Below are 16,057 nucleotides of genomic sequence, written 5' to 3'. Positions count from 1 at the left end.
CCCTCGAAGGATGACCACGATCCCAGGACGACTCCGCGCGCCGCTGGCGTTCCTCCCGTTCCTGGCCGCGGTCGCGGCGGCCGCGCTCGTCGGCGGGCTCGCCGCCGCCGACGCCCGATCTGTCTACAGTGGACTGGACCTGCCGCCGTTCGCGCCACCGGCCTGGCTTTTCGGTCCGGTGTGGACGGTGCTCTACCTCGGGATCGCCGTCTCCGGCTGGCTGTACCGGAAATCCGGCGGCGAACGCCGGGCGCTGGCCTGGTACGCGGCGCAGCTGGTCCTGAACGCTGCTTGGACGCCGCTTTTCTTCGCGGCCGGCGCGTACGGTCTCGCCCTGCTCGACATAGTCCTGCTCGACATCGCCACCGTCGTCACCGTGCTGTACTTCCGCCGGTCTTCCCGGGTCGCGGCCGCGTTGCTGCTGCCCTACCTCGCCTGGACGCTGTACGCGACGGCGCTCAACGTCGCGATCGTCGTGCTCAACTGACCCCGAGCGGCAGGGTGGCGGCGACTCCCTTGGCGTGCCTGCCGTCGAGCCGTTCCAGGGTGAGCCCGCAGCGGCGGGCGGTGAGTTCCAGATCCCGCACCGCGTGCTCGACGGCGTGAGCCCCCGCGGCGGCGACCCGGATCGCCGCGGTGACCTGAGGTTCGGTCTCGGCGGCGTTCCGGCGCGCGGTCACCGCGAGTGTCACCGCGGCCCGGGGAGCGGCGGCGAGCAGACGTCGTGGCAGCTCCGCCGCGAGCGCCGGTGACAGCGCGCCCCAGCCGTCGATCCGGAAGGTCGCCTGGCCGATCTGGCCGCTGTGCCAGAGCCGCCACTCCTCCCGGATCCGTGCTCGGCCCGCTGTGACATGCGCCAGCGACGCGAGCGTGCCGAGGACCTCGTTCTCGGCGAGCGCCCGCACCGGAAGTCCGTCGCGCCGGAGCTGCCGCCGCACACGACGGACCGTGTTCCCGAGTGCCTGCCGCACGTCGGCGTCGCGGTGGAGCTCGACCGTGCGCAGCGCCTGCAGCGCGACCCAGCCCCGCGGCGGCCGTGAGCGGTCCGCGCCGACGTGGTGGATGACCTGGGCGGCGACGTCCAGATCCTGTTCCCGCGACGGCGGCAGCAACGTCAGCGGCGACGGCATCGGCCGCTCGCGCGCGGCCGATTTCGGCTGCAGCACAGCGGTGATCCCGTCGGCGCGGCTGACCATGAACACCGTCTCGTCGCCGATCTCGCCGGTGCTCCCTTGCGCTTCCGGCGACAGCAGGCGCAGCAGCGCCCGGCCCGCCTCGCCCGCGGTCCGGAGATCGCGGTCGCGATCGCGCAGCAGGTAGCCCGACGCCGAACCGAGCCAGGCGTAGAGCCAGCGCCCGCGAACCCGCACGGCGGTCAGCGCGAGGACCACCACGGCGGCGGTGATCACCGCCGCCACCAGCGGCCAGGGCCGCCCCGCCACCAGGACGAGCGCGACGAGGACGAGTTGCCAGCAGATGATCTGCGGTACGCCGATCCCGCCGAGGCGTCCGGGCCGCCGTCCCGAAGCGGGAGCCGGCGGATCCGGCGGCGAACCGTACGCGGGAGCGGGAACGGGTGCCGACGCGGCCCACTGCGGCCGTCGCTCCGCCTGGCGGGCGGCGTTCAGCGTGGCGAGCGCGGCCTCGCGCGCGGCGGCCCGAGCCGCCGGCGCGGCGTAGGCGAGCGGATCGGGCATGGCTTCGGGCCGCGCTACGGCCGGCGCCGCCCGGGGAAGCGGCGGAGGCGGCGCGTGGTACCGCCCGTCCGTCCTGGCCGCGCCGAATTCGGTCATCGTCCTGCCTCCTCGATGTCCGCCTCAGCGTGTCCGGTGAACATGAGGTTTCGATGACACAGGCCCGAGACAGGCAGTTTCATCGAAATTTCATGGTGACTCTCTAGCTTGATCGCGTGAACACCGATGAGCGGGACACGAAGCGCTTCAGCGTCGTGGCCAGGACGCGGATGGCCGTCGCGCTGGTGGCCGCCGGCTGCCTGGCGCTGGTCGGACTGGCGGTGACCGGGCAGGCCGCGACCCCGGAACGGCTGGAATTCGTCCAGATCGGCCACTGGGTCTACAACGACGCCGCCCAGTCCGCGTTCCACGTCGACGGCTCGACGAGCCGCGTCGACGCGCGCGCGGACGTGCCCGGCGCCGCGAGCGGCAGCCAGGTCGTGCAGGGGGACGATTCGGGCTACGTGGTCGAGCGGAATCGCATCACGGAGTTCGACAAGGCGACCTTGAGCGTGGAGGAGTCCACCCCGCCGCCCGCGCCGGAAACGCCGTTCGTGATGGAGATCGCGGGCGGCCCGTACCTGGTCTACCGCAACGCCGGTCAGATCGTGCGGCTCGGTGACCCGTCCGCGACAGTGCCCGCGGGGGGCCCGCTGTCCCGGCCGGTCGCGACCGCCGACGGCACGGTGTGGGTGCACCGCGTCGACAACGGTTCGATCTGCGAGCTGCCCAAGGGTGCCGCCGTCCTGACCTGCACCGCGCAGCTGCCGCCCGGGCACGGTGGCGGGCTCACGCTGGTCGGCGACCGGCCGGTCGTGCTCGACATGACCGGCGACAGCCTCCACCGGGTCGGCCCGGACGGGCTCGGCGAGGCCCTTCCGCTCGGCATCAAGCTTTCGCCGTCGGCGCAGGTGGCCAACAGCGCCGCCGGTGACCGGCTGGCCATCGCCGACCCGGAGCGCAACCAGCTCCACCTCATCGACGTCAGCGGACTCGACCAGGACCGCCCCTCCGCGAAGCCGATTTCGGTCGAGCTGACCAAGGGCAGCCGGTTCAACGGCCCGCTCTCCTCGTCGAACGTCGTCTCCATGGTCGACGAAACCCGCGGCGAGGTCCTGACCTACGACGCCGCCGGCACGCTCAAGTCCACCGCGAAGGTGCCGAGCCAGGGGACGGCGCCGAGGCTGGCCAAGGGCGAGGACAACCGCATCTACGTCGACAGCTCCGACGGCTCGCACGTGCTGGTCGTCAACGGCGAGGACGGCTCGGTGGTCGACGTCGACGTCGACAAGGCGGCCAACAGCCAGACCGCGGGCGCGCCGTCGGCCGAGCCGGACCCGTCCGGCGAACAGCCCCCGCCGCAGCGTGAACAGCGGCAGCAGGCGCCTCCGAACACCCAGAAGGCGCCCCCGCCGGTGGCGAAGGCGACTCCGCCCGGCGCGCCGAGGAAGGTGAGCGCGACCGCGGGCGACGGGTCGGTCAAGGTCTCGTGGAGCCCGGCCGCGGACAACGGGGCGCGGATCACCGGCTACCGCGTGACCTGGACCGGCGGCTCCACTCGCCTCGGCGGATCGTCACGGGGGACCACGGTTTCCGGGCTGATAAACGGAACCGCGTACGTGATCACCGTGGTCGCGGAGAACTCGGCGGGAGTCGGTGTGGGCGCAAGCGCCAAGGCGGTCACCCCGGGACCCGCGAACCGGCCCGCCACGGCACCGGTCGTCACCGCGAACGCCACTTCCGCCGGGAAGGTGACGGTGAGCTGGACCCAGCCCGACCTCCGCGGCGGCACGCTCGTGCACTATCTGGTGAGCGCGACGGGGCAGGGTCAGCGCACCCTTTCGGCCACGTCCACGGAATTCAGCGGGATCACCGGCACCGCGACCGTCACGGTCCGCGCGGTCACGAAGTTCGGCTCGGGCTCCACGCTCACCGGGGCCACCGGCAGCAGGAAGGTCACCGTTCCGGTGCCGTCGGATCCGCCGACCATCACCATCTCCGGGGTCCGGGTGGGGACGACGGGCCTGATCGTTTCCGTCAACGCCAACGGGAAGGGCGCGACCGCGACCTGCCAGGCGAAGTACGATACCGCGCTCTCGGCCTCGAAGGCCTGCTCCGGTGCCACCAGTCTGAACATCAACAACGTGGGCTACATCGGCGCCATCACGGTGACCGCGACCATCAAGACGACCGGCGGCACCGGCACCGACAGCTGGACCGGCGTGCCCAGCGCGGGCGGAGGCGCCCCGGGAGGTGCCGCCCCGAACGGTGCTGCCCCGAACAGCGGCGCGATGAACGGCGGCGCTCCCGGTGGCTCGGTGCTCTGGCTCGGGCCGATCGCGATGGTGGGCTTGCGCCGACGAAAGGAAAAGGAACTTCTGTGACGCTCACACCCAGGGTCGCCTACGAGCAGATCGCCGAGAACGTGCAATCGGTGGTGCGCGGCAAACCGGAGGTCGTCCGGCTCACCGTCGCGGCGCTGTTCGCCGAGGGGCACCTGCTGATGGAGGACGTGCCCGGCGTCGGGAAGACGACGATCGCGCGCTGCCTGGCCGCCAGCATCGGCGGCCGGTGGAGCCGGATCCAGTTCACGCCCGACCTGCTGCCCGGCGACATCACCGGCGTGATGGTCTACCACCAGAACGCCGAACGCTTCCAGTTCCACCCCGGCGGGATCTTCGCCAACGTGGTGCTGGCGGACGAGATCAACCGGGGGACGCCGAAGACACAGGCCGCGCTGCTGGAGGTGATGGCCGAACGCCGGGTCACCGTCGATTCGGTCGGCCAGGCGGTGCCACGGCCGTTCCTCGTGGTGGCCACGCAGAACCCGATCGAACTGGAGGGCACCTACCGGCTGCCCGAGGCGCAGCTGGACCGGTTCCTCATGCGTATCTCGGTCGGCTATCCGGATCTGGAATCCGAGATGCGGGTGGTGATGGGGGACTGCGCCGGGGTGACGCCGGACGAGCTGAAGCCGGTGCTGAGCATCGCCGACGTCCAGTCGGTCATCGACGAGGTCCGGAAGTCCAACCTGGCCCCCGAGATCGTCAACTACGCCGTCCGGCTGGCCGCGGCGAGCCGTTCGCATCCGGACGTCCGCTACGGCGCGAGCCCGCGCGGCAGTATCGCGCTGATCCGGGCGGCGCAGGGGCTCGCCGCCACCTTCGGCCGCGACTTCGTCACCCCGGACGACGTCAAGGACGTCGCGCATCCGGTGCTCGACCACCGGCTCGTGCTGACGCCCGACGCGGAACTCAACCAGCGGCGGACCGCCGACATCGTCGACGAACTCCTGGGCGCGACGGCCGCTCCCATGGCCGCGATGGGGAGGTAGGCCGTGCGGCTCACCCGCCGCGGTGTCGTCGTGCTCGCCTTCGCCGCCGGGTTCTACGCCCTCGGAGAGCTGGCCGGGTTCACGTTCTTCCGTGCCTTCGCCGGGATCGCGGCGGGCGCTGTGCTGATCGCCTTGGCCACCACCAGGTTCCGGCCGCAGGTGGAGATCGGCCGGACCGTCCAGCCGGACCGGGTCGAACGTGGCAAGCCCGCGCTGGCCTCGCTCGTCGTCCGCAACGCCGGTTCACGCAGGCACGGCGGTTTCACCGCGGGGGACGGGATCGGGACCGAAACGCACAGCCTGCGCGTCCGCCCGCTGGCCCCCGGCGCGGAAGCGACCTACCACTACGAACTGCCGACGACGGTCCGCGGGAAGCTGCGGGTCGGCCCGCTCGTCGTGCACCGGCCCGACCTGTTCGACCTCGCCCGCGGCGACCGGACCGTCGGGAGCACCGCGTGGTTGTGGGTGCATCCGCGACGGCACTCGGTGCGCGCTGCGCAGGCCGGTCATCCGCGCCACCACCACGAAGGCCCCATCACCGACCCGCCGTTGCGCGGTTCGGCGGATCTGCGCGCGGTGCGGGAGTACGTGATCGGCGACGAGGTCCGGCATCTGCACTGGAAGGCGACCGCCCGGACCGGGCGGCTCATGGTGCGCGAGTACGCCGACCCGGCCCAGCCGCGGTTCACCGCCGTACTCGACACGCGGCCCGGAGCGATGAGCCCAGCCGTTTTCGAAGAGGCCGTCGAGGTGGCGGCCTCACTGTTCTACGCGTCGGCGTCGGCGGGGCAGCACTGCCGCCTGATCACGTCCGCGGGCGCGGACACCCTGACCGACAGCGGGGTGCGCGCGGCGAGGACGTTGCTGGACGCGCTCGCGCTCGTCACCCAGGACGCCGCGGACGACGCGCCGCTGCTGCCTTCGGCCCTGGCCGCCGCCCACCGCCCCGGCGGGGTGCTGGTGGTGATCACCGGCCCGGACGCCGACCTCGGCCACGCCGCCCGCTGGCGGCCCGACACCGTGGTCCGGCTGGGTGACCTCAGGCCGTCGGCGGGTTCCGGTGGCCTGATCATCGCTGTCGACGCGGCAGGCGCGGCGGCCCAATGGAACACCTTGGCGGGGAAGGCATGAGCGCCGGATTCGATCGGCTCGCGGTCGCCGGGCTGCTGGGCGCGACGGCGGCCGGCGGCCTGCTGTTCGCGCCGGTGTTCGGCTGGGAGCCGCTGCTCGTCCCGGTGCTCGTGGTCGTCCTCCTCGGCTACGGCTGTGCCGAGCTGACCGCGAAGTTCCCGAAGCTGGTTCCCTACCGTCCTTTGCTCGTCGCGCTGCTCGGTCTGCTCGGCCTGATCGAGACGGTGCTGACCTCGACCACGCTCGCCTTCCTGCCCACGCTCACCTCCCTGCAAGAGGTGTCGCGCGGCCTGACCGAAGGCTGGCGGCTCACCCTGCAGTCCACGTGGCCCGCGCGCGCGGTTCCCGAGCAACTCCTGTTCGTCCCGCTGTCGGTGCTGCTCGCCGTCGTACTCGGGCTGGAACTGTTGCTGCGCTTGAAGAAGCCGCTTGTCGCGCTGGTGCCCAGCCTGGCCGTCGCCGGGCTCGCGCAGGCGTATCAGGCGTTGACGGGAATCGGCGCGATGGCGGCGGCACTGGGGTACGCGCTGCCCGCCGGGCTCCTGCTGTGGTCCGGCGGCCGCACCCGGCCGGTCCGCCGGGCGCCCGGCGGACCGCGGTTCTCCTGGCGAGTGACGGGATCGGCGGTCTGGCCGGCGCTGACCACCGTGGTCGCGCTCGTCGCCGGGGCGATCGCGCTCGCCGTGCTCGATCCGGTCGGCCGCGATCCGCTGACCCTCAAGGACACCCAAGCCGCGCCCCCGCCGCGAAGCAGACTCGGCAACCCGCTGGACGAGATCGCCCAGCGGCTGACCCGGCCGGGCGAGGAGGTGTTCCGCTACCGCAGTGACACTCCCGTCGATCAATGGCGCCTGATCGTGCTGAACGGGTTCGACGGTGCGAACTGGCTGTCCGATTCCCGGCTCCAGCGGCTCGGCGCGGGTCTCGACGGCGCGCCCGGCGGTGCGGGCGCCGCCGCCGAACTGAAGGTGCGCGGACTCGCGGGCCCCTGGCTGCCGAGCCATCAGGATCTCACCGGCGTGGACGGTGTGACACCGCTGGTGGACCAGTCCGCGGGGACTCTGCTGATGGAGTCGCCGACGCCGGGGCTCGAACGGAACTACCGGCTCAGCTGGTCCTCGCCCGACGTCGAGCTGGGTTCTGGGGAGGTCGACGGGCGGGCATCGGGCGGTCTCGGCGGTCTCGGTGCCGTGCCGCCCGACGTCGAGCAGGTGGCCAAGGACGCCGTGCGCGGTCTGCGTCCGACGTTCCAGACCGCGCTGCAGCTGGAACGCTTCCTCGCCAAGAACTACCTGCTCGCGGCGGGTTCGGACGAGCTGCCGACCGGGCACGGCTGGCCGCAGCTGCGGCATTTCCTGCTGGAGAGCAAACGGGGGACGAGCGAGCAGTTCGCCGCCGCGTACGTCGTCCTGGCGCGGATGAGCGGTATCCCGGCGCGGCTGGTCGTCGGATTCCGCGGTTCGGCCGAGACCGACGGCGGGATGCACGTCGTCCGCAACCGCGATGTCCTGGCGTGGCCCGAAGTCGCGGTCGCCGGCGCGGGCTGGGTGCCGCTCGACCCCACCGCCTCGGCGGGGAAGTCGGGGCGGGAACAGGCCGCTTCCGGCAAGGCCGTCGCCAGGGCGAGGGCGCAACTGCCCGCCGAACAGGACCTGCGGCCGCCCCAGCTTCCGGCGGGTACGCCGTCGGACACCGCCGAGGACCGGAACGCCGAGGCGGGCGTGGGCTGGTGGTGGGTCTCGCTCGCCGCCGCGATCGTCCTTTTCGGACTCCTGTGGCTTCTCGGGGTCCCGGTGGCGAAGGTCGTCCGTGCCCGGCGTCGTCGTCGCCGATCCGGTGCCGAAGGGGTACTCGGCGCCTGGGACGAGATCCGCGACAGGCTGCGCGCGCACGGCGTGCCGTTCCGGATCGGGATGACCCCGCGCGACCTCGCCGAATCGGCGGGATCGCTTGCGGGAGAGGGAATCCGTGAGCCTGTCGCCAGGCTGGCCAAGGTGCTGGACGTGACGCTGTGGTCCGGTGTCCCGGTGGGCGACGGCGCCGTCCGGCGGGCCTGGCAGGAGGTCGGCGAGGTGCGCCGGGGGCTGGCCACCAGACCGTTCGTGGCTCGGGTGCTGGCGGCACTCGAGCCACGGACCCTGATACCGATCAAGGGGAGGGTCGGGAAAGACGGCTGAAGGGCGCTTTCCTCGCATGGCATGCGGGGAAAGCGCCCTTCACCGCGTCTGCCCGCGCTGGGTGCGGGTGAGATGAGCGATCTCGCGTGATCAGGCGGGTAACTCGCGTGATCAGAGAGGGATCACTCGTGTTCAGACGACGATCACCGAGTTACCCGCCTGATCACGCGAGTTACGCTTCTGATCACGCGAGTTACGCCTTCGCTCACCTTGGGTCAGGCGGGACGACCCCTCACGTGGTGCAGCGGGCGCCGCGGATCGCGATCGGTTCGGTGGTGTAGATGTGGCGGCCGTCGGTCGCCCGGAGCTGGAAGCAGTACCGGCGCGCCGGGTCGACCGGGACGTCCAGGCTGCGCTGGCGGTGGGCGACGAGCTGTTTCGTCTCGAGCCGCTCGCCCGCCATGATCACGACGAAGTCCAGTTCGCCTTCCGCGGTCCAGGTCAGCTGCACGTGATCACTCTGATCCTGCGGCGGCGCGAGGGCCAGCTTGACGTCGGGGGCCGGCGCGGAAGCCGGTGACGGCGGCGGGATCGCGGCCGCCACCGGGACGGCCTGCCCGCCGATCTCCGCCGGGCCGAGGAACAGCGGCACCACGGCCAGCCCGGCGACGAGCACCCCGGCGCCCGCCAACGCGATGGGGCGCCAAGGAATCCCGCGTTCGGTCTTGAGCGGGCCGCTGAACTCGCGGACCAGGGTGCGGCCGCCCGACGGCGGCGCCTGCACCACCTGGACCGGCGCCGGTACCGCGTGGACCGGCCGGGCGGACGGAGCAGAGGGGACCGGCGCGGAGGGCCGGTGGACCTCGGCGAAGTCGTCGAACTCGACCTCGGGCTCTTCTTCGCTCGGGGCGTCGGCGGATTCCGCGCTGACGACCTCCCCGCCGGGCATCCGCAGCTTCGTGAACAGCCGGGCCAGCGACGCGACGTCCTGGGGCCGGTCGGCCGGTTCCTTGGCCAGCAGCCGGAGGATCGTGCCGGAGAGTTCCCGCGGGACACTCGCGTCCTGGATCGGCGCCACCGGTTCCCGGAGCACCTGGAGGATCCGCTCGCCGGGCTGCTGCCCGGTGTGCCGGGGAAAGGGCGGTGTGCCGGTCAACGCGGCGTAGAGCACCGCGCCGAGTCCATAAAGGTCGGACGCTGGGGAAAGCGTGTCGTCGCGCAGGGTTTCCGGCGCGGTGTACTCGACCGCGTACATCGGATCGCGCGGGAACCGCCGCCGCAGAGCCACCCCGAAGTCGGCGAGCACGAATTCGCCGGAAGCGCGGTACAGCACGTTGTGCGGGCTCACCCCGCCGTGCAGGACGTCGGCTCCGTGCGCCGCGGCGAGCGCCGACGCGATCGCGGCGCCGAGGGCGAGAACGTCGGGAACACCCGGCCGGGCACCGGAATCCAGCAGGTTCGCGAGCGAACCCGGGCACAGTTCACGACGGACACCGGAGCGGCCGTCGGGGTGGGACAGGACTTCGTCGATCTGCAGGACCGACCTCGTCGCACGTACCGCGGCCAGCGCCTTCCGTTCGCGTTCGAGCCACGCCGAGGTCTCGCGGTCGAAGGAACCGGGGAACATCTTGACCGCGAAGTCGTTGCCCGTCACGGGGTCCCGGCCCGCGTAGACGGTGGCGATGGGGCCCTGGGCGAGCAGCCTCGGTCCGCCGGTGGTCTCGATGCTCATGACCCCATTGTCGCCCAAGAAGGCCGGATCCGTCGTGTTTTCCCGGCGGCAGGTTCCTGCCGTGACGGCCCGGCGGACTCCTCGTCGGCGGACTCTTTTCCCATGCAGACTGCCGGCCTGGTCAGGGTCACCATCACCACTCCGCACCGGCGCATCGACATGGCGCTGCCGGAACACGCGTCCGTCGCCGAGATCCTTCCCGGCCTGCTCGCGCGAGCGGGCGAAGGAATGGCCGACGACGGGGTCGCCGGTGGCGGCTGGCAGTTGCGCCGCGCCGACGGCACGGCCTTCGACCTGGACCGGACGCTGGGCGCGCACCGGGTCCGGGACGGGGAGATCCTCCATCTGACGCCGCGCCGCGCCGAATGGCCGGAGCCCGAGTACGACGACCTCGTGGACGCGATCGCGACCGGCTCCGGCCGCACCGGCAAGGCCTGGGGGCCGCGGCACACGCGGTGGACCGGACTGGCCGTCGGCGCGGTGGCGATGTCCTTCGGCCTGCTCGCGGTGCTGCGCGCCGGCCCGCCCTGGACGTCACCGGCGTCCTGGGCACTGGCCGTTTCCGCGCTGCTGCTGGCCGCGGGCGTCCTGCTCGCGCGGGCCCTGCGCGACGCCGGGGCCGGGGCGGTGATCGCCGCTGTCGCGCTTCCGTTCGCCTTCACCGGCGGCGCTCTGCTGCTGGCGGGCGACGACCCGATCGGTGAGCTGTCCGCCGGTCACCTGCTGCTGGGGAGCGCGGCGCTGCTGCTCGCGGCCGTCGTCGGCCATCTCGGGGTGACCGCCGCGCCGGAACTGTTCGCCGGGGCGGCCACCATCGGCCTCCTCGGGGTGCTCGGCGGCTGGCTGGCCACTTTCGACGACTTGGCGGGCTACCGCTCGGCGGCCGTGATCGGCGGTGGCGTGCTCGCGCTCTCGACCACGTTCGCGCCGCTGGCGCTGCGGCTCGGCAGGGTGCCGATGCCGGTGCTGCCGCGGTCGACCGCGGACCTCGTCCGCGACGATCCCCAGCCACCGCTCGCCCTCGTGCACGCCGCCGTGGCCAGAGCGGACGCGCTGCTCACCGGCATGCTCGGCGGCGCGGCGATCGTCGTCATGTACTGCCAGTGGCAGCTGATCCGCAGCGACAGCGAGGCCGCCGTCGTCCTCGTCGCCCTGCTCGCGGCCGGTTTCCTGGTGCGGGCGCGGTTGTATCCGATCCTGCGGCAGCGATCACTGCTGTTGGTGACCGGGATCTTCGGCGCCGGCTGCCTGCTGGCGGGTCCGCTCATGACCGACCGCTCGCTGTTGCTCGTCCTGGCCGGACCGCTGTCCTTGGCGGTGGCCGCGGGCGTGATCGCCTCCGGTGTCGTGCTGAGCACGCGCGCCGCGAACCCGTATCTCGGCCGGATCGCCGAGTACTTCGAGATCCTGGTGATGATCGCCGTCGTCCCGGTGGCGTGCTCGGTGCTCGGCCTGTACGGCTACGTGCGCGGACTGGGGGGCTGAAACCATGGCGTCCAAACGGGATCAGCTGCAGGCGTACCAATTCCTGGTGCAGCGCGCGATTTCCGCGCTCGTGACCAGGGAGACCGATCCGGAACAGCCACCCTTCCGCCGTCCGTCCGGTGCCACGTTCGCCGGGATCGCGCTGGCGATCGTGGCGCTGGCGTGCGTCGGGGTCTACGGGATGATCGTGCCCGGCGGGAACAACGCCTGGCGCAAGAACGCCGCCGTCATCGTGGAGAAGGAGAGCGGTACCCGGTACGTCTACCTGGACGAGCGGCTGCATCCGGTCGCGAACTACGCGTCCGCGTTGCTGCTGCTCGGCGAACACGGCACCACGGAACGGGTTTCGCGCGATTCGCTCGCCGGAGTCCCGCGCGGACCCCGGATCGGCATCGCCGACGCGCCGGACGGCTTGCCCGGCCCCGAGAAACTGCTCACCGGAGCGTGGTCGCTGTGCTCCGCGCCCGCGAGCGACCTCGCGGGCAGCCGGATCGAGGAATCGGTACTGCTGGCCGGCGTCTCGCCGTCCGGCGGCGCGGAACTGGGAGACCAGGCGCTGCTGGTGGAATCGACGTCGACCGGTGACAGGTTCGTCGTCTGGCGCGGGCACCGGCACCGGATCAACGACTACGGCGCCGTCGGCACCGGGCTGGCGCTCACCGCCGAGCCGTGGGCGCGGGTCGGCCGGGCGTGGCTCGACGTGCTGCCGGAAGGCGTGCCGATCGGCCCGTTCCCGGTGGCGGCGGCGGGCGAGGTGTCCACCGCCGTGCCGGGCCGGACCGACATCCGGAACGGGATGCTGCTGATGGTGCAGACCTCTGGCGGCGGGCAGCAGCACTACCTCGCCGAACGGGACGCCCTGCGGCCGATCTCCGAACTGCAGTACGACGTCCAGCGCGCGAGCGCCCAGATGATGGCCGCCTATCCCGGTACCGAACCCAAGACCGTGCCACTGCCGCCTTCGCTGGCGACCGTGTCGCGGCAGCTGGACCCGATCCAGCCCGAAGCGGGCGCCGCGCCCGTCACGCGTCCGGCCATCGCGCGCCTGCGCGACCAGGACGCCACCGTGTGCGCGACCTTCGCCGGCGGCGCCCCCGCCCCCGCGCTGACCGTCGATCCCTCGATGCCACCCGCGGATCCGATGTCGACCACCGCCCGCCGGACCGCCGGTGGGACCCCGCTCGCGGACCGCGTCCACGTGCCGCCGGGCAGCGCGATCCTCGTCGAGGCGATGCCGTCGGCACAGGCGCCCGTCGGGACGCTCACCGTGGTGACCGACATGGGGCGCCGCTATCCGCTGGCTTCGCCGGACGTCCTGAAGATGCTCGGGTACCCGTCGGCGACCCCGGTGCGCCTTCCCGCCGGCTTGATCGCCCGCCTGCCCGAAGGCCCGAGCCTCGACCCGGCCGCCGCGCGGCGCCAGACCCTGGGCGGCTGAAGGGGACTTTCCCCGCGTCTCACGCGACGAAGGGAGCTTTCCCCGCATCACATGCGGGGAAAGCTCCCTTCAGCTCTGTTCGGGGTCAGCGCCGCCACAGGTCTTCGTCGAGCAGCTGCACCGAGCCCGTGTCCGACTCACCGGACCGGCGACCGCGCGCCAGGGTGAACTCGCCGTCCGGGTTGCCGCTGGCCGCCCGGCCGCGCAGCTTCGCCGGAACGCCGTCGCTCCGGCCGGAAGACTCCCTCCGCGCTGCCCCGTTGCGTCCTGTCGGCTGGTCGCCCGAGCCGGGCCGCAGTGTGCCCGCGGTGGCCTGACCTCCGCCGCCGTGGGATGGCGTCATCGGGGGCATCCCCGTGCTCGCGGACTTCGTTCCCGAGGGACTCGCCGCGCCCGGCTGGATCTCCGACGCGAGGCTGGGGGCCCGCTTGCCGGCGACCGGCTTCGCGGAGACGGGAAGAGCACCGGCCCCGGCGGCCGCACCGATTCCACCCAGCAGTCCCGTCGGCATGGGTGGAGCACCGGAACCACCAGGCAGCCCGCCGAACGAGGGAACAGCGCCGACTGTCGGCACCGTGGGAACGGAACCAAGGCCTGCCAGCGAGAGCCCGGACGAGCCGGTCCCGGTGCCGGTGCCGGATCCAGCCCAATCCCCCGGTGCCGGAAGGTCGATGCCCGAGGAACCGCCCTCCGTGAACGAACCCGCTGTCTCCGCGAGGCTCTGGAGTTCGGTCAGCGCGGTCATCCCGGCTTCGGCGGCGGCGAGGAAGTCCGCTGGGGAGTTGCCCTCCGCCGACACGGCTTGCTGCGCGGGCAGCAGATCCGCCGGTGACTGGATGCCCGCGGCCGCGCAGACGCTGAGCATCGAGAAGTCGAAGTTCCCGCCCAGTTCGGTCATTTTCAGGCCCGACGCCTGCTGGAGGGCGAAAGCCGCCGGCGCCCCGAACGGGGTGAGGGTGGCGATGCGGTACTCCGCGTAGAGCCCCGCCACTGTGGCCGCGGTCGTCGAGACGTCGGTGGCGAGCGTCGTCAGCTTTCCGGCGGGATCGGCCAGATCGATCCGGTCTCCCCAGAACTTCAGCTCGGCCAAGGTTCGCTGGACCTTCTCTTCGTGCTTCCGCCCGGCGTCGTCCGTCCACTCCGGAGTGAGCTCGCCGACCCGGGTATTGATCTCCGCCGCGGTGGTGTCGATCCAGCCTCGCACCTCCCTCCACATGGTCGCGGCTTCGAGCAGGGCCGGGACCTTTTCGGCCTCGGCGCGTGCCATCACGTCGTGCATCTCGATGGGGAGCAGCTGGTAGGGGATCATCGATCGCTCCTCACGCTTGGATCTGCGAGCCGTCGGCCGCAGACGTGTCGGTCTTTTCCTCGGTGGACTCGGGCGCCTGGCCGATGGAGCCCGATGCCTGCTTCAGCAGGCTCAAACCCTGTTGCGCGAGCTTGATGGTCGACGTGGCGAGCGTCAGCGCGCTGGCCGCGTCCGCGGCGGTGTAATCGGCGGCGATCGCCTTGACCGTCGTCGAATCGGTGACCATGTCCTCGGTGATCTTGGTCAGCAGCGCCGTCATCTCGGCGGTGGCCGCCTTGTCCAGCAAGGACATCGCGATGCCTTCGAACATCCCGGCGATGTTCGCCGATCCCGGCCGCATCAGTGACGACGGCTGGGCTGGAGCGGTGAGCTTGGTGGAGTACGCGCTCATCGCGGTCGTGTTTCCGTTGATCTCGTTTGCGGGCATCTGCCCCTCCTCATCGTCCCGCGTGGAACCGCGGCTCTTCCTGGTTCTCGCGCACGACCGGGTCCACTTGCCACAGTTCTTCGTCGAGCAACTGGACGCCGTCGTTCTCCGTGTCCCATTCCCGCCGTGCGCCGGGCGGGGCGGATGGTGCCGCCGCCCCCTTCGTCGACCGGCCCTTTCCCGCACGCCCCATGAGGGACACTCCTGGCGTGCCACCGGGTTTCCGCTCGCGCTGCCTGCCGGTGGCCCGGTCGGCGTTCCCGGGATTCACCCCGCCGCCGCTTCCCCGCGCCCCGCCCGACTGCGGTGGATACATCGGGGGCATGGTCCCGGATCTGGCCGCTCCGGACGCGGTCCGCGCGCCCATCCCCGCCGCGGCGGGCGGTAGTGCCGTGCCGAGGGCACCGGTTCCGGAAGGCGACACGGGGGTCGCCGGCGAAGTGCCCGCTCCCAGACCGGAACCCGACCCGCCGATGCCACCGCCGCCACCGGGGAGCTCACCACCACCGCCTGCCAGGCTCGGCATTCCCGACTGGTCACCGAGTCCGGACGGCGACGGGGACGACGGATCCCACGAGGGCAGCCCACCCGTCGGAACAGGCAGTGCCGCCGGATCGGGAACGCTCTGCCCGCCACCTGCCAGTTGCTGCAACGATTCGAGCGCGCTGGTCAAGGCGTCCAGTGCTCCCGGCGCCGCTTCCAACGCGTCCTTCAGCGGGTCTTCGGTGGGGCTCTGCGGCTGTTCGGGAGTCGCCGGTGTTTCCTGGCCGGGAGCCGGATTCGACGGCGACTCCGGGGACGCCGGGTTCTGCGAGCCGGGCCCTGCCGGAGACGAACCGGTGTCGACCCCGGGGTCGACCTCGCCCCGTGCCCCGTTCCAGGGGCGGCTGCGGGCGGCGAGCATGGCGTGGCCCGTACGCAGATACTGCGCGGCCATTTCGTCGAGTTTCCCACCGACGACCGACCTGGCCGTTTCCTCGTAGTCGGGGTCGTTAGCCGCCTTCGTCGCCTCCGAGGCGAAGGTGAAAGCGTTCAGGATGAGCATCCCGGCGAGCTTGTCGATGTGGTCCGTGACATGAGACTCCGCGGCGGCACGTTCCCACGGGCCCAGCGAGCCGGTGTGGGTGTCGCGCAGCCACTGCACCATCCGGCGCCCGGCTTCGTCGTCCCAGAACGGTTCCAGCCCGTTGGTCGACTCCCACAGGGAACGGCTCGCGGGGTTGAGCCAGGTCTGCACGGACTTCCACATCTCGCTCGCCTGTTTGAGCGAAGGATAGGTGTGCGCGATCTCGCCGCGGAGGATGTCGAGCTGCTGTTTGAGGGAAAGACTCTTGTAGCTCATGGTGTTCTC

The 16,057-nt window shown here is 72.1% G+C and carries 12 protein-coding genes; 7 read left to right on the top strand and 5 right to left on the bottom strand.

Annotation, left to right across the window (positions count from 1 at the left end; all coding sequences use genetic code 11):
* Window positions 1-10: 10 nt before the first annotated feature.
* Window positions 11-487, top strand: a complete 477-nt coding sequence (locus ACFOSH_RS26585) for a TspO/MBR family protein (protein ID WP_378241786.1) — start codon at window positions 11-13, stop codon at window positions 485-487.
* Here ACFOSH_RS26585 and ACFOSH_RS26580 read toward each other — a convergent pair.
* Window positions 480-1,793: a type VII secretion protein EccE gene (locus ACFOSH_RS26580; protein ID WP_378241785.1), complete on the bottom strand. Its 1,314-nt coding sequence runs from the start codon at window positions 1,791-1,793 to the stop codon at window positions 480-482. The two genes, ACFOSH_RS26585 and ACFOSH_RS26580, sit on opposite strands and share 8 nt — an antisense overlap.
* A 116-nt stretch (window positions 1,794-1,909) precedes the next feature.
* Here ACFOSH_RS26580 and ACFOSH_RS26575 point away from each other — a divergent pair, with 116 nt between their 5' ends.
* The 4 genes from ACFOSH_RS26575 to ACFOSH_RS26560 are packed head-to-tail and all read left to right on the top strand — an operon-like array spanning window position 1,910 to window position 8,375.
* Window positions 1,910-4,117, top strand: coding sequence for a fibronectin type III domain-containing protein (locus tag ACFOSH_RS26575; RefSeq protein WP_378241784.1), 2,208 nt, complete (start codon window positions 1,910-1,912; stop codon window positions 4,115-4,117).
* Window positions 4,114-5,067, top strand: coding sequence for an AAA family ATPase (locus tag ACFOSH_RS26570; RefSeq protein WP_378241783.1), 954 nt, complete (start codon window positions 4,114-4,116; stop codon window positions 5,065-5,067). Before ACFOSH_RS26575 ends, ACFOSH_RS26570 begins: the two co-directional genes overlap by 4 nt.
* 3 nt (window positions 5,068-5,070) lie before the next feature.
* A complete protein-coding gene (locus ACFOSH_RS26565) occupies window positions 5,071-6,198 on the top strand; it encodes a DUF58 domain-containing protein (protein ID WP_378241782.1) in 1,128 nt (375 codons plus the stop codon).
* Window positions 6,195-8,375, top strand: a complete 2,181-nt coding sequence (locus ACFOSH_RS26560; RefSeq protein ID WP_378241781.1) for a transglutaminase TgpA family protein — start codon at window positions 6,195-6,197, stop codon at window positions 8,373-8,375. Before ACFOSH_RS26565 ends, ACFOSH_RS26560 begins: the two co-directional genes overlap by 4 nt.
* A gap of 232 nt (window positions 8,376-8,607) precedes the next feature.
* On the opposite strand, the gene ACFOSH_RS26555 is transcribed toward ACFOSH_RS26560, so the two are convergent.
* Window positions 8,608-10,047, bottom strand: a complete 1,440-nt coding sequence (locus ACFOSH_RS26555) for a serine/threonine protein kinase (protein ID WP_378241780.1) — start codon at window positions 10,045-10,047, stop codon at window positions 8,608-8,610.
* A gap of 102 nt (window positions 10,048-10,149) precedes the next feature.
* On the opposite strand from ACFOSH_RS26555, the gene eccD reads away from it, so the two are divergent.
* Both eccD and eccB read left to right on the top strand, forming a co-directional pair.
* On the top strand, window positions 10,150-11,532 hold the full coding sequence (gene eccD / locus ACFOSH_RS26550; RefSeq protein ID WP_378241779.1) for a type VII secretion integral membrane protein EccD: 1,383 nt from the start codon (window positions 10,150-10,152) through the stop codon (window positions 11,530-11,532).
* A gap of 4 nt (window positions 11,533-11,536) precedes the next feature.
* A complete protein-coding gene (eccB, locus tag ACFOSH_RS26545; RefSeq protein ID WP_378241778.1) occupies window positions 11,537-12,970 on the top strand; it encodes a type VII secretion protein EccB in 1,434 nt (477 codons plus the stop codon).
* Window positions 12,971-13,055: 85 nt separating this feature from the next.
* Here the strand turns inward: eccB and ACFOSH_RS26540 are convergent, their stop codons facing one another.
* From ACFOSH_RS26540 to ACFOSH_RS26530, 3 genes are read right to left on the bottom strand one after another with little or no spacing between them, the layout of a single operon-like run.
* A complete protein-coding gene (locus tag ACFOSH_RS26540; RefSeq protein WP_378241777.1) occupies window positions 13,056-14,279 on the bottom strand; it encodes a hypothetical protein in 1,224 nt (407 codons plus the stop codon).
* A 10-nt stretch (window positions 14,280-14,289) separates the two neighbouring features.
* Window positions 14,290-14,706, bottom strand: a complete 417-nt coding sequence (locus ACFOSH_RS26535; RefSeq protein WP_378241776.1) for a hypothetical protein — start codon at window positions 14,704-14,706, stop codon at window positions 14,290-14,292.
* Between the two features lie 10 nt (window positions 14,707-14,716).
* Window positions 14,717-16,048: a hypothetical protein gene (locus ACFOSH_RS26530; RefSeq protein ID WP_378241775.1), complete on the bottom strand. Its 1,332-nt coding sequence runs from the start codon at window positions 16,046-16,048 to the stop codon at window positions 14,717-14,719.
* Between the last annotated feature and the right edge of the window lie 9 nt (window positions 16,049-16,057).

It is taken from the genome of Amycolatopsis speibonae, from assembly GCF_042647925.1.
Lineage (GTDB): Bacteria > Actinomycetota > Actinomycetes > Mycobacteriales > Pseudonocardiaceae > Amycolatopsis > Amycolatopsis speibonae.
This window is presented reverse-complemented; position numbering and strand designations above follow the sequence as displayed.